This window comes from Thermophilibacter provencensis, from assembly GCF_900128445.1.
Classification (GTDB): domain Bacteria; phylum Actinomycetota; class Coriobacteriia; order Coriobacteriales; family Atopobiaceae; genus Thermophilibacter; species Thermophilibacter provencensis.
Window position 1 is genome coordinate 2027321 of sequence record NZ_LT671417.1, and the last position, 18647, is coordinate 2045967.

20 protein-coding genes are annotated in these 18647 nt (G+C 69.1%); 6 read left to right on the forward strand and 14 right to left on the reverse strand.

All coding sequences use genetic code 11. The annotated features are described in order from the left end of the window. Positions 1-123 precede the first annotated feature (123 nt). From BQ7391_RS09160 to BQ7391_RS09215, 12 genes are all read right to left on the reverse strand, one after another. Entirely contained in the window at positions 124-1239 is a 1116-nt protein-coding gene (locus tag BQ7391_RS09160) for a DUF4179 domain-containing protein (RefSeq protein WP_075280316.1), read from the reverse strand. After that, positions 1223-1750 (reverse strand): RNA polymerase sigma factor, encoded by a 528-nt coding sequence (locus BQ7391_RS09165; RefSeq protein WP_200799604.1) that lies wholly within the window; start codon positions 1748-1750, stop codon positions 1223-1225. Before BQ7391_RS09165 ends, BQ7391_RS09160 begins: the two co-directional genes overlap by 17 nt. 311 nt (positions 1751-2061) lie before the next feature. After that, positions 2062-2496: a hypothetical protein gene (locus BQ7391_RS09170; RefSeq protein WP_129583949.1), complete on the reverse strand. Its 435-nt coding sequence runs from the start codon at positions 2494-2496 to the stop codon at positions 2062-2064. Positions 2497-2828: 332 nt separating this feature from the next. Then, positions 2829-4070, reverse strand: coding sequence for a sensor histidine kinase (locus BQ7391_RS12030; protein ID WP_129583950.1), 1242 nt, complete (start codon positions 4068-4070; stop codon positions 2829-2831). Then, positions 4067-4882: a LytR/AlgR family response regulator transcription factor gene (locus BQ7391_RS09180; protein WP_159437361.1), complete on the reverse strand. Its 816-nt coding sequence runs from the start codon at positions 4880-4882 to the stop codon at positions 4067-4069. The genes BQ7391_RS12030 and BQ7391_RS09180 overlap by 4 nt, the downstream gene beginning before the upstream one ends. Before the next feature lie 58 nt (positions 4883-4940). Next, positions 4941-6788: an ABC transporter ATP-binding protein gene (locus BQ7391_RS09185; protein ID WP_129583951.1), complete on the reverse strand. Its 1848-nt coding sequence runs from the start codon at positions 6786-6788 to the stop codon at positions 4941-4943. Further along, positions 6778-8697 carry an ABC transporter ATP-binding protein gene (locus BQ7391_RS09190; RefSeq protein WP_129583952.1) on the reverse strand — a complete coding sequence of 640 codons (1920 nt, stop codon included), beginning with the start codon at positions 8695-8697 and terminating at the stop codon, positions 6778-6780. The genes BQ7391_RS09185 and BQ7391_RS09190 overlap by 11 nt, the downstream gene beginning before the upstream one ends. A 122-nt stretch (positions 8698-8819) precedes the next feature. Continuing rightward, entirely contained in the window at positions 8820-9095 is a 276-nt protein-coding gene (locus tag BQ7391_RS09195) for a DUF4160 domain-containing protein (protein WP_075280321.1), read from the reverse strand. Continuing rightward, positions 9073-9324, reverse strand: a complete 252-nt coding sequence (locus BQ7391_RS09200; RefSeq protein WP_075280322.1) for a DUF7723 family protein — start codon at positions 9322-9324, stop codon at positions 9073-9075. The genes BQ7391_RS09195 and BQ7391_RS09200 overlap by 23 nt, the downstream gene beginning before the upstream one ends. Continuing rightward, complete coding sequence (locus BQ7391_RS09205) at positions 9321-9599, reverse strand: DUF7724 family protein (RefSeq protein WP_075280962.1); 279 nt, start codon at positions 9597-9599, stop codon at positions 9321-9323. The genes BQ7391_RS09200 and BQ7391_RS09205 overlap by 4 nt, the downstream gene beginning before the upstream one ends. 289 nt (positions 9600-9888) lie before the next feature. Beyond that, on the reverse strand, positions 9889-10362 hold the full coding sequence (locus tag BQ7391_RS09210) for a GNAT family N-acetyltransferase (protein WP_075280323.1): 474 nt from the start codon (positions 10360-10362) through the stop codon (positions 9889-9891). Next, the gene (locus BQ7391_RS09215) at positions 10359-11534 is read right to left on the reverse strand and encodes an MFS transporter (protein WP_075280324.1); all 1176 of its coding nucleotides are present in this window, start codon (positions 11532-11534) and stop codon (positions 10359-10361) included. The genes BQ7391_RS09210 and BQ7391_RS09215 overlap by 4 nt, the downstream gene beginning before the upstream one ends. Positions 11535-11977: 443 nt before the next feature. Between BQ7391_RS09215 and BQ7391_RS09220 the strand changes: the two genes are divergently transcribed. The 5 genes from BQ7391_RS09220 to BQ7391_RS09240 all read left to right on the forward strand — a co-directional run bounded on the left by BQ7391_RS09220 (position 11978) and on the right by BQ7391_RS09240 (position 15499). Further along, complete coding sequence (locus BQ7391_RS09220; protein WP_075280325.1) at positions 11978-12343, forward strand: hypothetical protein; 366 nt, start codon at positions 11978-11980, stop codon at positions 12341-12343. Further along, the gene (locus tag BQ7391_RS09225) at positions 12340-12810 is read left to right on the forward strand and encodes a hypothetical protein (RefSeq protein ID WP_075280326.1); all 471 of its coding nucleotides are present in this window, start codon (positions 12340-12342) and stop codon (positions 12808-12810) included. The genes BQ7391_RS09220 and BQ7391_RS09225 overlap by 4 nt, the downstream gene beginning before the upstream one ends. Beyond that, the gene (locus tag BQ7391_RS09230) at positions 12771-13424 is read left to right on the forward strand and encodes a hypothetical protein (protein ID WP_075280327.1); all 654 of its coding nucleotides are present in this window, start codon (positions 12771-12773) and stop codon (positions 13422-13424) included. The genes BQ7391_RS09225 and BQ7391_RS09230 overlap by 40 nt, the downstream gene beginning before the upstream one ends. Before the next feature lie 301 nt (positions 13425-13725). Further along, positions 13726-14928 carry an MFS transporter gene (locus tag BQ7391_RS09235; RefSeq protein ID WP_075280328.1) on the forward strand — a complete coding sequence of 401 codons (1203 nt, stop codon included), beginning with the start codon at positions 13726-13728 and terminating at the stop codon, positions 14926-14928. 73 nt (positions 14929-15001) lie between these two features. Beyond that, positions 15002-15499: a GNAT family N-acetyltransferase gene (locus BQ7391_RS09240; RefSeq protein WP_075280963.1), complete on the forward strand. Its 498-nt coding sequence runs from the start codon at positions 15002-15004 to the stop codon at positions 15497-15499. 202 nt (positions 15500-15701) lie between these two features. Here the strand turns inward: BQ7391_RS09240 and BQ7391_RS09245 are convergent, their stop codons facing one another. After that, a complete protein-coding gene (locus BQ7391_RS09245) occupies positions 15702-16133 on the reverse strand; it encodes a GNAT family N-acetyltransferase (RefSeq protein ID WP_075280329.1) in 432 nt (143 codons plus the stop codon). A gap of 58 nt (positions 16134-16191) precedes the next feature. On the opposite strand from BQ7391_RS09245, the gene BQ7391_RS09250 reads away from it, so the two are divergent. Then, a complete protein-coding gene (locus BQ7391_RS09250; protein WP_075280330.1) occupies positions 16192-16752 on the forward strand; it encodes a hypothetical protein in 561 nt (186 codons plus the stop codon). A 57-nt stretch (positions 16753-16809) separates the two neighbouring features. On the opposite strand, the gene BQ7391_RS09255 is transcribed toward BQ7391_RS09250, so the two are convergent. After that, entirely contained in the window at positions 16810-18525 is a 1716-nt protein-coding gene (locus tag BQ7391_RS09255) for an ABC transporter ATP-binding protein (RefSeq protein ID WP_075280331.1), read from the reverse strand. Between the last annotated feature and the right edge of the window lie 122 nt (positions 18526-18647).

The window sequence follows — 18647 nt, forward strand, 5'->3', positions numbered from 1 at the left end:
GCGAATAATATTGCATGGTACCGCACTAGTTCTGCAACTTCGTACGTACCCGGAGAAGGGACAACGAGAAGGGCGAGCCGCACGGACGGCCCGCCCCTCCTGCAGCACGCTGTTATCGCAGCCCTACGCGGCGTTCACGGGGATCTCCACGTCGCCCACGGTCACGCTCACGATGTCGCCCGCGGCCACGATGCGGTCGTAGGTGGCCTTCTTGTTGACGGCGCTCGTGCCGTCGTCTCGCTCCTGCGCGTACGTGTTGGCGTTGGTCGCGTCGAACGTCATGCCGTCCGCGAAGGTCACGGTGACGGGCAGGCCGATGACCGCGTCCTGCCGGGCCAGCGCCTCGTCGCTCAGCTGGCCCGAGGGGCCGAGGTCGCCCATCTGCCGCCCGATCGTGTAGTCAACCGTGACGCCGACCGAGGACACCGCCACGGCGTCGATTGTGACGCCCGCGCCCTGCCAGGTGGTCTTCTGGCCGGCCGGGAGGTCGACGGTGGTGTCGACGTAGTTCATCTCGAACTTGAGGTCCCAGTCGCCGGTCACCAGGGTCGCGTATCCACCCTCGGCATCGTAGGCCCTGATCCCGCTCATCGAGAAGCGCATGGTGCGCCCGACGATGCCCGCGCCGTTCCAGGTGGTGAATCCCATGGTCTCGGCGTACTGGATGGTGTCGTCACCCGGGTCGGCGTCGTAGAACCAGGCGCCGCCGCCCCCGGCCATGACGCCGTCGATATGGCGGTCGGTGTCGGCCACGAGCGGCAGCGTGCCGTCCTCACCGGGCTCGATCCCCTCGAGTACGGAGGGGTCATCGAACCGGACGTCGTACACGACGGTGTAGTTCGACCGGTCGCCGGCAACGGCCGCGGCCGTCACGGTGACGCCGTTCGAGGTCGCGCTCGCGCCGATCGGCCGGCCCACCTCATTCAGGAGCTCGGTCTCAGCCGGGGCGCCGCCGAAGACGTCGGAGAGCACGTCGGCCGGGTTGGGCAGCACGCCCGCCGCCACGGCGACGGTGCCTCCCCCGCCCAGCACCAGCGCGAGGGTGAGCCCGGCGGCGACGCTCAGCCAGCGGCGCGACCGACGCGCCGGACGTGCCGCCGGCATGCTCAGCACCTCGGCGGAGCGGGCCTGCCGCTCGCTGGCGACGGCGCGCAGGCCGTCGACCATGCGGGCCTTGGCCTCGTCGGAAAAGCGGAGCTCGTCGAGGGACGAGGTGTAGGAATCAAGCGGGGAACTCATCGTAGTCTCCCTTCAGGGTCTCCCTGAGCTGCGCCCTGGCGCGGCTCAGGCGCTGGTGGACGGCGTTCTCGCTCACGCCCGCCAGCTCGGCGATGGCGCGGGCCCCATAGCCCGCGTAGTAGTGCAGGAACACGGCCTCGCGCTGCGGCAGCGGGAGCGCCATGACGGCATCGAGCACACACCCGTCGCGCCGTCGGAGCGCGCCCTCGCCGGGCGCGTCGCCGGAGGCGGGCTCCGGCACGTCGTCGAGGCTCACCTCCGCGTGCGCGGCGCGGTTCCGCAGCAGGTTCTTGCAGGCGTTTGCCGCCACGCGCACCACCCAGGCGCGCTCGTGGTCGAGACTGCGGAACGGCTCCTCGCGGCACACCAGCTTGATGAGGGTGTCCTGGCAGACGTCCTCGGCGTCGGCCGTCGAGCGCAGGTAGGTGTAGCACACGCGCAGCACGAGGTCCGCGTAGGCGCGCACGAGCCGCTCGGGGTCTCGGTCCGGCACAGCGGGCACAGTGGTCACGGCCCACCTCCTCTTCTCGTCGTCGGATATGGCCGGCGGGGCGCAACCGGTGTTGCCCCGTCACCTATACCACACGAGGGCCAGCAGAACCTGACGGCTTTTCTCGCGAAGCCCGACACGTCCGGCACTCCGTGCCGACAGCCCGGCGGCCATCCGCCCGCACATAAGCCGCCCCCTCCGGCACTGATGAGTGCCGGCGCGTCGGACACGTCAAGCCGGCACTTCTCGGCAGATGTCGAGAAGAACCCGGCACTTCTCGTCGCCTCACGTCAATTCTGCCGGCACTCCCTGCAGGCACGTATAGGTGCCGCCTACCAGTTGCAGTACCTCTGGTACACCTCTTCGAGCCTCTGGACCACAGGCGTCCCGAAGGCCTCGTGATACGGCGTCCCTCCGACCGTGAAGTAGGAAAATCCGGCGACGACAGACACCTCAATCGTGCCCCTCGTCGTGGTCTCGACGATAAAGACGGGCTCGGTGCCGGACATGTCCTGCAGCCGCCCGTCAAGGCGCGTGCCCGTCAGGTCAGAGATCAGGCCGACGACGTGCTCGCGGTCTTCGTTGCCAAGCATGACGTCGGTGAGGCCGTGGTTATCCGTGAGGCGCACGGACGCCACCTCGTCGACGCGGAGGTCCTTGAGCGGACGGCGGACCGGAGACGCGACGTACCAGACAAGGCACATGAGCGCGGCCAGCCCGCAGAGCGCGGCAACGACCACCCGGCGACGGCTCTTCGTCAGCTCCATGACGGTCACCCCCAAGGCCCCTCTCGGCGGCCCAAGCCGACCGCCCCGAGAAGATTATCGCACACGCCGCGCCGCCCGGCTGGCGACGCACGGGCCCGGGGCCGCATCCGCCGGACGCGCCGCCCTTCTCGTCAGCGCCGCCCTTCTCGTCAGCGCCGCCCTCCGCCCTCGTTCAACTGGTTGTAGTATTTATTACATTCAAAATCATGTAGCAACAGGCCCCCAAGGGGCGATTCTGCCCATTTGGCCCCGATTGCTACATGGTTTTCCATGTAATAAAAATTGATGCGAGGGCGCCGCCCCTCCGCAATGCTTTGCGCTAGCGGCAAGCGCTACAACGGAAGGCTGACCTCGGCGGCAAAGATGCCTGGCTCGTTGGCGAGGTTGAGGAAGCCCTCGTACTTGTCCACCACCGCGGCCACGCGCTTCATGCCCAGACCGTGGTTGCCGCGCTTCTCGGTGATGTAGTTGCGCGCGTTGAAGCTGGGGTCCTCCACGGCGGAGTTCTGAATGGACGCGTAGAGCTGGCTGCCGCGCGCGGCCACGTAGACGCGCAGCCACCGGCCGTCCGCAGGCAGCGCCGCGCAGGCCTCGATCGCGTTGTCGAGCAGGTTGCCCAGGATCACGCAGAGGTCCACGTCGTCCACCGTGAGCGCATCGGGCACGCGCGCCTTGCAGGTCACGGCCACGCCGTCGCGCTCGGCGAGGCTGAGCTTGGAGTTCAGGATGGCGTCCACCATGAGGTTGCCGGACTTGACGTAGGTGTCCACGCGGTCGAGGTCGCGCTCGAGCTCGTCGAGGTAGGCGGAGAGCTCCGCGAGCTGCGCGGCGGCGAGCTCGGCCTTCATGACCTGCAGGTGGTTGTGGTAGTCGTGGCGCCAGCCGCGCATGTCCAGGTAGATGGCGCGGATCTCGTCGTACTGGCGGGAGAGGACCTCCTGCTGGAAGCGCTCCGTCGAGGTCTCGAAGCCGCGGCGCAGGCGCTCGAAGCCGCCCATGAGCAGCAGGTAGACGAGGAGCTCCACCGCGAGCGCGCCCGCGGCGACCGTGGGCTCCCCCAGGGCGACGGCCGCCGAGCAGAGCGCGAGCACGCAGGCAAGAAGGACCGTCTCGCGGCGGCCCCCGCTCCCCCGCCGGCGCATGGCGAGCGCGAACATCAGGCAGAGCGGCGCGCCGACAAGCGCCGCCGTCACGCCCAGGGGCGCCGCTCCCCCGCCGAGCGCCGCGGCGCAGGCGAGAAGGGCGCAGGACAGCGCGCCCGGCGCCGCCACGGGCGCCCACATGAGCGCCAGGGGCTCCTCGTCGAAGAAGGCGTCCAGGAGCGTGAGCGCGAGGGTCGCCACGGCCCACGCCGCGGCGACGCCCCAGCCCGCGCCGGCGGCGAGCGGGTCGGCCCACGCGCCCGTGAGCGCCCAGGACGCGAGCGCCGCGCCGAACCACCCGCAGGCGAGCGCCGCCGCGCAGACGAGAAGCGCGGTCGCCCACGCGCCGCGGGAGGCGCGCAGGCGCCCGAGCGAGCGCACGTACGCCGCGTACGCGACGAGCAGCGCCGCCTGTGCCGCCAGCGCGATCATGCGAGCGTCCCCCGGCACCACGCGAGCCACGCGCGGTTGAGCCCCTCCCAGCGGCCGCGCGCGATGGGGACCACGTCCCCCGTGTCCATCTCCACGTCGCGCCGCGTGATGCGCCGCACGTGCGGGAGGCTCACGAGGTAGGAGCGATGCACCTTCACGAAGAGCCCGGAGGCCCGGGCGAGCTCGGCCTCTAGCTGCGCGATGCCGCGCGTGGAGACGAGCCTCGTGCCGTCCGCGAGCGTGACCAGCGTGTCATGGCCGCGCGCCTCCAGAAGGCAGATGCGCGTGAGGGGCACGCGGCTCGTCTCGCCAGCGCCCTCCACCACGAGCACGGGCTCCTCCCTGCCCGCGCGATCCAGTGCCCGGTCGAGCGCCGCGTCGAGCTTCTCGGCGCGCACGGGCTTGAGGAGGTAGGAGACCGCGTCCACGTCATAGCCGTCGAGCACGTGGTCGATGACGCCCGTCACAAAGACGATCTGCGCGCGCTCGCCGCGGGAGCGCAGCTCGCGCGCGAGGGCCATGCCGTCGAGGCCGGGCATCTCGATGTCAAGGAGCGCGACGTCGCAGGGTGCGTCGTCGAGCGAGAAGAGCAGCTGCTCGGCGGAGGCGAAGGTCACGACCTCGGCCTCGACACCCCGGCGGCGCGCCCAGTCGCGGGCGAGCGATCCATAGAGCTCCCGAGCCGCCTCCTCGTCATCGACCACCGCAATCCTCAGCATGACCCTCCTCCCGTCTCCCTCTACCGTAGCAGAGGCTGAGACGGAGGTGATGCTGACAGGGGTGCCGGGGGAGTTTGTCATGAAATCGTTCATGACAAACTCCCCCGGCACCTTTGTCAGCATGACAAACTCCCCCGGCACCTTTGTCATGTCACGCGTAGTAGCTCGCCTGGGCCTCCCAGAGCCGGGCGTAGAGGCCGCCCGCCGCGAGCAGCTCCTCGTGGCTGCCCTGCTCCACGATGCGCCCGCCGTCGAAGACCGCGATCTTGTCGCAGAAGCGGCAGCTGCTCATCCGGTGCGAGATGTAGACCGCCGTGCGTCCCGTGACCATGCGGTCGAAGCGCTTGTAGACCTCGGCCTCCGAGATGGGGTCGAGCGCCGCCGTGGGCTCGTCCAAGATCACGAGCGGCGCGTCCTTGTAGAGGGCGCGCGCCAGCGCGAGCTTCTGCGCCTCGCCGCCGGAGACCATGACGCCGTCTCCGAGGTCCTTGTAGAGCCGGGTCTCCAGCCCCTCCGGCCATGACCTCACGAGACCGTCTGCGCCCGCCTGGGCGAGCGCCCGCCACATCCGGGCGTCGTCGCGCGCGTAGCCCGCCGCCAGGTTCTCCCACACGGGGAGCGCGAAGAGCTTGAAGTCCTGGAAGACCACGCCGAAGAGGTCGCGGTACTCGTCCTCGTCGTACTTGCGGATGTCCACGCCGTTCAGGGTGATCCGCCCCTCCGTGGGGTCGTAGAGCCGGCAGAGCAGCTTGATGAACGTGGTCTTGCCCGCGCCGTTGGGGCCCACCACGGCGAGCTTGCCGAGCGTGTCCAGCCTGAAGCTCACGTCGCGCAGCACCCATTCGCTCGTGCCGGGATAGCGAAAGCTCACGTGCTCGAAGGCGATCTCGAACTGCCCGTCGTCGCGCTTCTCCACCGGGATGGAGCCTGCAGGGCGCGGGTCTTCCATGTCCATGAAGTCGAGGAACTCCTGAAGGTAGCCGCAGCACTGGCGCAGGTCGCCGTTGTTGGAGACGAGCTGGGAGTAGGCAGCCCCAAACTGCGCGAGCGCGCCGGCGTACTGGGTGAACGCGCCCACCGTGATGGCGCCCGCCAGCACCTTCACCGCCACGAGGGCGTAGGAGGCCACCGTGAAGGCGGCGTTGACGGCGCTCGTGCCCACGTCAATGCGACGCTCGCCCGATATCCAGCGATCGAAGTAGCTCATCGAGGCGCGCTGGTTCTTCTCGATGTTTCTCATGAGCATGTCGCCCATGTCGTAAATGCGTGACACCTTGGGAACGCGCCGGTCAAAGAGCACGAGGTTGAGGAGGTAGATGAGGCGGTTCTCGACGGAGGAGTGCGTGCTCGTGACCCAGGCCATGAGCCGGGTTCGGGCGCGGCCCACGAGCGTGTTCCCGCCCACCGCAGCAAGGAGCACGAGCACCAGCAGCCCCGCCGAGACTGCGGGAGAGGCCACGACGCCGAGCCAGCCCGCGGCCACCGGCCGCGAGAAGGCGAGCGCCACCACGAGCGAGACGCAGGTGAGCATGTTAGCCGCGGCGGAGAGGAGGTCGCGGTAGTAGCGCGGCACGGTGCCGATGTTGCCGTGCATCTGCGCGGTGCGCTCGATGTAGGCCAGGCGCTCGGCGAGCTTGGGGTCCTCGGCGGTCTCGTAGGAGAGCGAGAGCGCCTTCTCGCGCAGCATCGCGCTGAAGCGCCAGGCGCAGCGCATGCCGCCGACGGTCGCGCGACGCTTGCAGAACGCGCAGACGCAGGCGCTCGCGCACGAGGTCACCGCCACGCCCGCCGCAAAGACCACCGCGCGGCGCGCCTCGAGCGCCACGAGCGCGTCCACGAGCCCCGCTGTGAGCGCGAGGCCCACGTAGACGCCCGCCACCTGCGCGAGCGCGTAGACGAGGTTCACCGGCAGGAGCGTCGGGTCAATCTTTCGCACCACGCCGAGCAGGCGCAGGCCCGTCCGGTGGAACGCCAGCGAGGAGCGCAGGCTACTCAGCATCGTCATCGCCTCCCTCGTGACCCAATTGGGGACAGGACACTTTTGGCCCATCGGGCCCATGGGCCAAAAGTGTCCTGTCCCCAATTGGGTCATCCTCGTAGTAGCGGGCCTGCGTCTCGAACATGCGGGCGTAGCCGCCGCCCGCGGCCATGAGCTCGTCGTGGGTGCCCTGCTCGGTCACGCGGCCGCCCTCCAGAAAGAGAATCCGCTCGCAGAAGCGCGTGGACGAGAGCCTATGCGAGATGAAGACGCTTGTCCTGCCGTGCGTGAGCTCGTCGTAGCGCTCGTACATCTGGCGCTCCGCAAGCGGGTCCAGGGCGGCCGTGGGCTCGTCGAGAAGGACCACCGGCGCGCCCTTGTAGAGCGCGCGGGCGAGCATCAGCCGCTGGGTCTCGCCGCCGGAGAGCGAGACGCCCTCGGGGTCCACGTCCTGCCCGAGGTAGGTGTCCGCGCCGTGCGGCAGGGACGCCACTTTCTCGGCGAGGTCCGCCTGCGCGAGGCACGCGGCGAGGCGCGCGGCGTCCACGTCCTTCTCGCCCGCCGCGCAGGTCACGTTGTCCGCCACGTTGAACGAGAACGGGAAGCAGTCCTGGAAGACCACCGAGAACTCGCGCCACAGGCTCGTGGGGTCTATGCTTGCCATGTCGACTCCGTCGAGGTAGACGGTGCCGGACGTGGGCCGGTAGAGCCCGCAGAGGAGCTTCACGAGCGTGGTCTTGCCCGCGCCGTTGACGCCCACGAGGGCGATCTTCTCGCCGGGGCGGATGGTGAGCGTGAGGTCGCAGAGCGCGTCCGCGCGCCCGTCGTAGGAGAAGGACACGTGGTCGAGGCAGATCTCGTGCGCGTGCCCGGGGTTGGGCGCCGGCGCAGTGCCGCGCGCCGTGGGCCGGCAGTCCTCGTGCACGTCGCGGTACGTGCTCACGTGGCGCAGCTGGATCGTGAGCTCCGAGAGGCTGTCAAAGGCGGTCTGCATCCACGTGCCAAAGCCCGAGACCATGCCCGCGAGCAGCAGAAACGCCGGCAGGTCGATGGCACCCGCAAAGAGGAGCGCAATGAGCGCGGCATACGAGACGCCGTCGCGCACGAGCGCGCAGGCCGCCGCCACGTACTCCGCGCGCTCGAAGGCACCGTACTCCACGTTTCTGAGCACGACGTTCTTCTCGATGACCTGCGCGAAGGCGCGGCGGAACCACGCGGCCATGCGGTAGAGGCGGATGTCCTTGCCGTTTGCGGGATCGAGCGCCTGGCGCCTGAGGTACTCGAAGGCCTCGCTCGCGGCGAACTCGTCGTCCATGACCGCATAGCCCTTCTCGTTGGCCCGGCGGTTGGCGGCAATGGACGCCGCGGTGAGAAGGACGAGCGGCACGAGCAGCCACGTCACGCGCACGCCGATGGTCACCGCGTAGGCGACCATGCCGAGGGCGCCCGTAAGCGCCGCGAAGAGGCGCCGCAGCGCCTCCTCGACACCCATGGAGTTGTCGTTGAAGAACGCGCGCGTGGCGAGGTCCAGCTTCTTGTGCGCCTCGTCGCCCTCTATGTAGCGGTAGTCCGCGGCGAGGGCATCCCGACAGAGGTCAAACCCGCCCCAGACGCGCGTGAGCATGTAGTTCCAGTTGGACTTGGCGCCCGCCCACGTCTTGAGCACCACGAGCGCCTGGAGCAGAGCCGCCGCGCCCGCCACGAGCGCGAGCGCCGCGAGCGGCTCCGCGCCGGACGTGAGCGCGGCCACCACCACGCTGGGCAGCGCCGCCGCGAGGAAGGGCTGCGCCACGCCCACGACGACGTCGAGCACGCTCACGGCGAGCGCGCGCGGCCCGCAGATGCGCGCCATCCAGCGCAGGAGGAGGGCCACGTTGTCCCCCAGCCCGTAGCGGCGCTGCGCCACCCCGGCGGCTTCCGATTCCCTCATGTCGATCACATCCTTTCGACTCCAGTATGTGATACGACGCGCGCGGCGGGCGCGGGGCAACGCCGCACGAGTTGCGCGATTTTCCGCGCGAGCTGCACGGGGGCGGCTTTTTCGGCGCAGCGCTACTCGAAGAAGCCCTTCTCGCTCATCGAGGACCAGGTGAGATACATCTCACGGTAGTTCTCCTTGATGAACCTCTGTATGATGCGAAGCTCGCGATCGGTGAGGGAGCCGCGATTCTGCAAAACCGAGTCACCATTGCTCCTGACAAAAAACTTCGCCGAGCCGCCTTCCGTGAGTCTTGAGTCGCTCGCATGCACGTGCATGCACTCAACGATGCAATGGGCAGTGAAGTAGAGATAATACCCGCACACCTTAAAGTTGAAGTACATAGGCATGGGAGGCCTCAAGCGCGTCGGCGTTGCGGCGGAGATAGTCGCTCACGATATGCAGCTCGATGTCATCCATGCTCGTCTCGAGCATCTCGCCCTCCGACGAGAAGACCGCGGCACACGCGGGTGAATTGAGGTTCAGAACCCTCACGACATCGCCAGCAATTGTGAAGGCGTAGCCGTTCACGATCATGTCGGCGAAATCGGCTATCTCTTTGAGCTGAGTCTCGCTCATGCAACCAGCACCTCCCTGATGGGACCCAGAAAGGCCTGGGGATCGTAGTACAGGTCCTGAAGAATGGGAACGAGGTCGATGTATTCCTCGACTGGGGCTGCTGCGCCATCGTATTCTGCGGTCACCACGAGATACCCCTTGTCCCACTCTTTGACCTCGATATACCTGAGAAGGGCGCGTGATGTGCGGAACCGAATGGTTCGGTCGCCAAACGTGAAGCTCGTGTACCGACCGTCACAGGCCAGCGTCGCACGATACTTCCCCTCGTCTTCCATGGCCCCTCCATCCGCCCGCATCTCCTTGATGGGAAAGTATACCCACCGCCCAGCCTCGGACGACAGGCCCGCAAGGAAAGCAATAGCAAGGGCCGCGGCAATCACGCCCCACACCCAGACATACTCCACGACACACCCCCGATGACGCCTCGACAGGGTAGCCCCGCCTCTGACTCCTGGTACCCAATCGAATGGTCCGTCACCCTTGTCAGGTTTGCGGCCCGTCGCACACCCCGACATTTTTGAGGATATTTCCCTCATTTTGTCGGGGTATGCGTGGCCGCCCGCTCTACAGGTCGCGCCGCAGCATGACGAACTCGTCGCTGCGCCACTCCTCGGCAAAGCCGTGCCGCAGGAAGAGACCTATGGCGGGGTTGTCCAGGGCGACGTTGTCGCGCAGGGTGGCGACGCCGCGCCCGCGGGCCGCGTCGCAGAGAAGCTCGAGGCCCGCGCCGCCGTACCCGCGCCCGCGATAGCGCGCGTGCACGATCACGTCCGCGATGAAGCTCTCGTACTCAGGGTCCCAGCGGTAGGCGACCTCGCCCACGAACTCGCCGGTGTCCGCGTCACGCAGGTAGCGGTAGGAGCGTCGCCCCTCCCCCTCGCGCTCGACCCAGGCCGCGTGCCAGCGGCCCCAGAGCTCCTCGGGGAAGTCCACGGTCCCTCCCCAGGCGCGGTTGTAGGACATGGTGGCCTCGTCGGCCAGAAGATCGCGCTTGAACCAGAGGTCGCGCACGGCGGGACGATAGAGCTCAAGGTTCATGAGTGCGCCTCCTTCTTGAGTTCGGTTCGTGAAAACGCCAGGTTAATCGCGCCGAGAAGAACCATCGAGGTCGCAAGCAGCGCCACCATGGCAAGCCGCATGTCCAGCCATCCCGAGAGCCAGCCGAAGAGCGGCTGCGACGCGGCGGAGAGCAGCGACACAGCGAGCGAGGCGAACGAGAGCGCCGTCACGCGGAAGCGCGCGTCCAGCGCGACGTTGAGCACCTTCGTCCGGACCGGGTTCGCGAGGCGAAACGACGCGAGCCCGGCCATGTAGAGCGCAACGGCCGCCCGCGGGTCGGTGCAGAGCGAGAACGCCAGGAAGAGCGCCACCGTGACGAGCGGCCCCAGCCGCGCCACGCGAGCGTCCCCCAGGCGCCGCGCGAGCCGCGCGCTCCCCAGCCCCACCAGGCTCGTGACCGCAAACTGCGCCGCCACGACCGTGCCCACCACGGGCAGGGGAATCCCGAAGTAGCCGTTGAGATAGTTGTTGTAGAAGTCGTCCACGGGCACCATCGACCACGCGACGGCACCCTCCACCAGCACGTAGTAGAGCACGGGCCGGCAGCCGGCCACGTAGCGCGCGGCCTCGAGCGGACCGACCGGGGCCGCCGGCGAGCCGTCCCTCTCGCCCGCGCGCTCGTCACGCATGAGGAGCACACAGACGAGCGCGCCTGCGAGCGATGCGAGGGAGAGCCCAAACACGAGCTCGTAGCTCACGTCCGCGAGCAGCCCCGCCGCGAGCGCGGAGAGCCCGTAGCAGCAGTAGAAGACGCTGCCCGAGACCGCGCTCACGCGGGTGAACTCGTCCTCGCGGCCGCGGGCGATGAGGTAGTCGGCCACGAGGGCCGTGGCACAGCCCGTGGTGAGCGTGTACGCCGCGGCGAGAAGGACCATCACGCCGAGCATCGCCGGGAGGCCCCGCACCGCGAGCATGAGTGCGTAGCCCGCCATCTCGAGCGCGACGGCGGCAACGAGGCTCGCGCGGCTGCCGAAGCGGTCGGCGACATATCCCGTGGGCACCTCGAGCAGGGTCTTGCCCAGCTGCAGCGCGCCGAACAGCACGCCGATGCCCGCGAGCGAGAAGCCCACGTGCTCGAGGTAGAGGCCCATGACTGTGGAGACCATGGACAGGTTTGAGAACGCCACGAAGGCGTAGTAGAGCGGTATCACGTTGGGTGTTGCCTTTCACGAAGGGTCGACCGTGCAAAGGGGACCGTCACCTTTGCACGCCTGCGGTCGGATCCCTCGGGGAGGCTGCGTCGACACGGCAGGACCCGCCCGTCCGCGCGGGCGTCATCGGGTCACGCTGGGAACGAGCCTCCCTAGCGGAGGGTCTCCTCGTTCGTCTGCCTCATCGCTGCCCCCTTCTGTTCGACGGAAAGGCCATGGCTAGGATAACACAAGCAAGCCGACGTTCTTCTCGCCCTGCCGCGCGCCTCCCCTCACATATTTTCAGTATTTATTACATGGAGAAGCACGTAACAACTGACTTCCAAAGGGCCGTTCTGTCCATTTATCCCCCGTCGGCATAAAGTTTCTGTTGGTTTGAGCTGGGGGCGGGCCTCCCTTACCCTTCGAGTTGCTTCGGATTCGGAGGAAGAGGAGGCCCGCAAGTGAATCTTAGCATCGTGCCCGGGGCGGCGGCCGCCCTGGAGGCGGCGCTTTCGGAGCTGATGGCGTCGTCGCCCGCCGGCTTCGCGCGGCTCGAGGAGGCCGCGAGGCGGATGGCGCCGGCGAGCTGCGCGGAGGCGCTCTCCCGCGCCCTGGAGGCCCGCGACCGCGAGCTGCTCGCGTCCAGGCCGTCGGGGTCGAGGGTCCGCTCGAGGCGCCCGCGGACGCTCGCGACGACGATGGGCGACGTCACGTTCCGAAGGACGCTGCTGCTGGACGCCGCGGGGAACACGCTCTGCCCGCTGGACGAGGGCTGGGGCTGCCCCTCGGCGACCGAGTCAGCCCGGCGGCCCGGGAGTTCCTCGTGACCTGCGGCGCCGACGTCCCCTTCGCGCGCACGGCGCGGCTGCTCGAGATGGCGGGCGGCGCGGCGGTGTCGGCCACGACGGTGATGAACTCGCCGCGCCGCGCCGGCGAGGCCGTCGCCGAGATGGAGCGCTCGGCCGCGAGGGACCTCTACCGCGACGGCGCGCCGCCCGAGGCCGACTCCGTCGCCGAGGAGGTGCTCGTGGAGGCCGACGGCACCTACGTGCGCATGCGGGACGGGTCCACCGCCGAGGTGAAGGCCGTGGTCGCCTACGCGGGCAAGGAGCGGGAGGGCGGGAGGGCCCGCCGGGTGTCCCCGGTGCGCCTCGGCTGCGTCGGCGAGGCGCCCGGGGACTTCTGGGGGCAGGCCGTGGCGCAGGCCGGCCGGGCTGCGTCGGCGAGGCGCCCGGGGACTTCTGGGGGCAGGCCGTGGCGCAGGCCGGCCGCCGCTTCGACCTGGCGCGCGTGAGGAGGGTCCACCTCGGCACCGACGGCGAGGCCCAGTACGTCAACGGCATCTCCAGGCTGCGCTTCCCGGACGCAGCCGGGCACATCGACCCGTTCCACGTCGCCCGCGCGGTCGCCTCGTGCGCGGTCGACAGGGCGTCTGGCGGGGCGGCGCTCGCCGACGCGGTCCGCTCGCTCGGCCCGGAGGCCTGCGCCGACCTCATCGACGACATGCTCGAGGACGGGACGGCGCGCGAGGGCGCCGAGGCCGTGGCCGCCTGCCTGCGCCGCCACGCGGCCGAGATCGGGGGCGGGCCCTCGATGGGCACGATGGAGGCGGAGCAGCAGCACATGTACAAGGCGCGCATGGGGTCGTTCCCGTGCGCGTGGTCCGCGGCGGGCGCCGACGCGATGGCGAGGGTCAGGAGCTGGGTCTACTCCGGGTTCGCGCTGCCGAAGCGCGCTCGCGAGGGGTCGCGCTCGCGACGCCGCGCGGCCCGCAGGGACGAGAGGCTCGCGGGCTTCGTGGCGCCCAGGCCGGGGACCAGGCTAAAATCCGAGGGGAAGGGATGGGAGTACCCCGTCTCCGCCTCCCTTGCCGGGATGGGCTCCGACGTGCGCTTCAGGTCCAGCTGAGAGGGCGCCTGCCAACAACAGCTTTACGCCGACCGAGTGCGGGCAGACAAAAGCCCTTCTCGCCCGCCACGTGCTACAATCCCCCCAGCAACCGGCTGATGCAAAGGAGGCCGCAATGAGGCAGACGAACGAGGAGACCCGCTAGGGAGACCCGTTTTCCGAGGTAGTGCCGCCGCCCGCATGACGGACGGGTTTTTGTCATGCGCCTCGAAGCTGCCGCATCACGCCCGCGTAGCCGCCGAACGCCTCTCCCCCGCGAGTCCACGCAGACCCGCACGCCTCTAGGGAAAGGCACCCTCTCTTGCATGTCGACATCCGCCGCCAGACGCGGCTCTACTACGCCTACGTGGCGCTCTCCAACCTGTCCATGATCTCCGTGGTCATGAATCTCTACCTCGCCCACCTGGGCTTCTCGCTCTATCAGATAGGCATCCTGCTGGGAGTCCTGCAGGTGGGAAACACCGTCCTCGAGATCCCGACCGGCTTTGTGGCCGACCGCTTCGGCAACCGGGCGAGCCTGATCTTTGCCCTCGCGCTGCAGATGGCGGCCTACGCGCTCATGCCGCTTGCGGGGGCGCTGCCCGCCATGGCGGCCGTGATGGTGCTGCTCGCGCTCGCCAACACGCTCACCACGGGGTGCGCCTCGGCCATCGTCACCAACGCGCTTCTCGCCGAGGGGCGCTCCGACCAGCTCACCGACCTCTCCGCGCGCTCCGGCGTCATCTTCTACCTCTGCTACGGCGTGGCCGCGCTGGCCTCGGGCTGGCTCAGCGAGCAGAGCTACGAGCTCGTGATCGCCCTCAGCGTGGGCTTCCTCGAGGGGGCGCTCGCGGCCGTGGCGCTCATGCGAGAAGTACGGGCCGGGGGCGAGAAGGACGGCGGAGACCGACCGATTCGCGTCCGCGAGGCCGCGCGCTACGTGGTCTCCAACCGGCCGGCGCTCTACTATGCGCTCGTGGAGGGCGCCGTGGCGTGGTCGATGGTCCCGGCGGACGACTTCTACAACAACTACCTGCACGACTTCCTGGGCATCCCGCTACCGCTCGTGGGCGTGGTCGTGGCCGCGCAGTTTGTGGCGGCGAGCCTCGCCGGGCTTGCGAGCTCGCGGCTTGCGCGCCATGTGCCCGAGGGGCTCGTCGCGCGCGTGGGGCCGGCGGCCACGGTGGCGGTCTTCCTGTGCTTTGCCCTCGTCCCGGACCCGCGCGCGGCCATCGCGCTCTACCTGCTGGGACTTGCGACGTTTCGGCTCACCAACCCGGTGCGCTCCAAGCTGCTGAGCCTCGGGGTCGACGCGCGCTTCCGCGTGACCGTGGCCTCGTTCAGCTCCATCGCGATCTCGCTTCTGTCCGCGGTCTCGCAGCCGATCTTCGGCTGGCTCTCGGGAGCGCTCGACATGCGCGCCGCGATGGTGGTCCTCATGGCGATCACGCTGGCTCTTCTCGCCGCGATCAACCTCGCGTTTCCGGACGCGACGTCCGCGGACGCGGTCGAAGGGGGCAACTGACATGCGCGCTGATCCGCAGCACATCAGCTGGGACCAGACCTCAACATACATACCGCAAGAGAAGGGCGTGAACATGCTTCAGATACGAGAAATGCGGGGGCACGATATTCCCGAGAAGGCCGTCGTCCATGCGCAGACGTGGCGGGAAACCTATGCGGGAATGCTCCCCGACGAGCTTAACGCGCACATTACGCCGCAGTTCGCCGAGCGCCTCGCACATGAGCAGGCCGATTGGCTCACGACGCTCGTGGCGCTCTGGGACGGCCACATCGTAGGATACGCAAGCTTCTCCGCGGCACGAGAGCAGCTTGGGCGGACCGACGCGACAGAGCTCTGCAACCTCTATGTGCTTCGCTCGCATCAGGGGCTCGGCGTAGGCAGGGCACTTGTCGATGCGGTCCGGGAGCGCATTGGCGAGAGCGACCTCGTGCTCACCGTGTTTGCAAGAAACGAGCAAGCGCAGGGGTTCTACCAGCACGTTGGTTTCAGGCTGACGGGACGGATGTTCCACGATGACGAGGCGGGCGACGAGCTCGAGATGCTGCTCGCTCAGTCGCCCGCGCGACCCTAGGCGAGCCGACGCGCGCGGGCGAGTCCAATCTCGGGACGCACTTGAGGCAGGCGCTCGAGAAGTGCGGTCCTTACGCACCCCTCGCGCCCGCACTTCTCGCCAAAGCACGAGCGGGCGCCCGCACTCCCGGCCCCGCACGCCCGCAATCGCCCGCACTCGATGCCCGCACTCGCGAGTGCGGGCCAGCGGGCGCCGCGGCGGCCTACCCAGCGGGCACAAGGCGCACGTAGGCCACGCACCCCAGGCGCTCTGCGCGCGAGAAGCCGAGCGACTCGTAGAACGCGCAGGTCCCGGGAGCGTCGTCGGCGAGAAGCTCCGTCTGGTAGACGCCGCCGAAGCGCTCGAGCACCGCGCGCACGAGGGCCCCTCCGATGCCGCGGCGGTGAAGCTCGGGCGCCACGACCACGTCCTGGAGAAAGACGATCGAGGCCCCGTCGCCCACGACGCGCGCGAACCCCACGAGCCTCTCGCCCGCAAAGGCGCCCCACACCGCGAGCGAGCCGGCAAGCGCGGCGCGGACCATCTCCGGGCGGCTCGTGTAGTTGACCCAGCCGACGGCCTGGTAGAGGTCGAGGATCTCGGCGATGCGCGCCTCGCGCTCGGCGGTCCCGAGCTCGCGAACCTCATACGTCATGACAGCCCCCTCCGCGCCGCGGCACTACAATGGCAGCATAGCGGAGAAGGGAGTCGCCATGTGGCACGCTGACAGCCGCCCCCTGCCGGAGGACCGGCACGTGTGCGTCATCTACCTCTCGCGCGCGGGCAAGGCGCTCGACGACGAGGGTCACCTCATGGAGGCGGAGCCCTCCCCCGCCTCGGAGGCCGCGAAGGCGCTCGAGCGGCTGCTCTGCGAGCGGCTCTTCTCGCATCGCGCTGACGCACCGCACGGGCAGAGCCTCGTTATGGTCAACGAGGTGGTCGAGAAGGACGGCGCGCTCGTCATCCAGCCCCACCTGCCGAGCATCCTCGAGCGCTACGAGACCATCGTCGTCTGCGCGCCCGTCCGGGACGGGCATCTCGCCCAGCCGGTCGAGGACGCGCTCGCGCAGCGCGGCCCCCACGACTTCACCGGCCACGCCGTCCGGCCCGTCTGCACGCTCGCAGACAGCATGGGAACGGCTGCGGACATGGCACGCGACCTGCGGCGCGTTTGCCCGGGAGCCACCGTGGGCGAGCCGCTGGCCCTTCTCGGCGAGAAGGGCGCGGACCTCGAGCCCCAGCTCGCGGCGCACCTCGACGACTGGCTCCGCTGACGCCGTCGCTCGCCGCGCGCCGTCGTACCGTGCAAAAGTGCCTGTCCCTTTTGCACGCTAGTTGCTGACCGTGAAGAGGGAGTAGAAGTATCCGCGGGCCGCCATGAGCTCGTCGAAGGTCCCGCGCTCCACCACGCGCCCATCGCGCAGGGCAACGACCTCGTCGTAGCGCTCGAGCAGCGGCGCCTCCAGACGGTGCGTCACCACCACGCGCGTGAGCCCCTCGAGCCCCAAGATCTCCTCGCCCACCGCGCGAGCCGTCTGGTTGTCGAGCGCCGCCGTGGCCTCGTCAACCAGCAGCACCGGCGTGCGCCGCAGGAGAGCCCGCGCGATCGAGACGCGCTGCCGCTCGCCGCCGGAGAGCGCGGAGCCGTTCTCGCCGCAGCGGAAGCCCTCGCCCTTCTCGGCCACCAGAGCCGCCAGGCCGGCACGGCGCACGGCGTCGTCCACCGCCTCGTCGGGGAAGTCGCGAAACATCGTCACGTTGGCGCGGATCGTGCCGTCGAAGAGGAAGACGCTCTGGTCGATGAGGCTCACCAGGTCGTAGAGGCTGCCGGCCTCCACGTCGCGCAGCTCGTGGCCGTCCAGCGTAATAGAGCCCTCGTAGCCGTCGTAGCCGCCCATGAGGAGGTTGAGCAGCGTGGACTTGCCGGAACCGGAGGCGCCCACCACCGCGTAGCTGCGCCCGGCCGCAAGCTCGAGCGAGACGTCGCGCAGCACCGGCGCGCCCGGCTCGTAGCCAAAGCTCACGCCCGAGACCTCGATGCCGCGCTCGAGCCGCGGATCGATCCTCTCGCCGGCGCGCTCCGCGTTCTCGCGCGTGGCCGCGGCGAGCTTCTCCACCAGGCCCGCGGCGGCCCGTCGGCTCGCCCAGTACTGCGGCACGATGCTAATCGGCTGCATGAGGTAGTTGCACAGGTTCACAAAGATGAGCACCGTGCCGGCCGTGATCTGCCCGTCGATGGCGAGCCACGCCCCAATGAAGAACACGCCAAACTGAAGCAGCACCGAGCACAGGTCGCCGGAAACCGCGGTGATCAGGCAGTCCCACCAGTAGCGGGCGCGCTTTGCCTCCTCGGCCGCCCCGCTCGCCGCGTCGAAGAGGCCGCGCGCCTGCGCCTCGGCCTTGAAGCTCTTGATGACGGAGAAGCCGGCCAAGAGGTCGCGCAGCTCGGAGACGAAGGCCTCGTTGCGGTCGGACACGGCGCGCTCGCGGACGGCGAGCTCGCGGCCCATGAGCACGGAGGCCGCAAGCGGCAGCAGCGAGAGCGCCACAGCGGCCAGCGTCAGCGGCACGCTGTAGAAGAGCATCATCGCGAGCGTGCCCACGAAGAGCAGCGCGTGATAGACGAGCAGGAACGACCGCTTGAGGTAGCCCTCCTCGACTGAGGCCACGTCGTTGGTGAGCAGGCTGAGGTAGCTGCCCGTGTTCTCGCGCGAGAAGGCGCGGATGCTCTTCTCGGAGAGGCGCCTGAACGCCAGCGACTTGTAGCTCACCAGCGCGCGGAACACGAAGTCCGACTTGGCGCGGTACATCCCCACGCTAATCGCAAACGACGCCACCATGAAGACGGCGCAGAGGGCGAGAAGAGCCTGGAGCCGCCCGAGGTCGCCGGCGGCGATGACGTCGATGATCTCCCCGAGCAGCCAGGAGCCGATGAGGGCCGACGGGATGTCGAGCACCGTGAGCGCGAGCGCCGCCGCGAAGCGGGCACGGTTGTGGTCGAAGAAGGCACGGAAGTACTCCCGCGCGGCAGGCGTGATAGATGTCATGTCTCTCCCCTGTTCAAACGAAACCAGTATGTCAGGAGAGACCTAGAGCATGACGACCTTTCGCCGGGAACAGGACGACTCCATCATAGGGCGCGGGCGCCGCGCGGACCCACAGCTTTCGG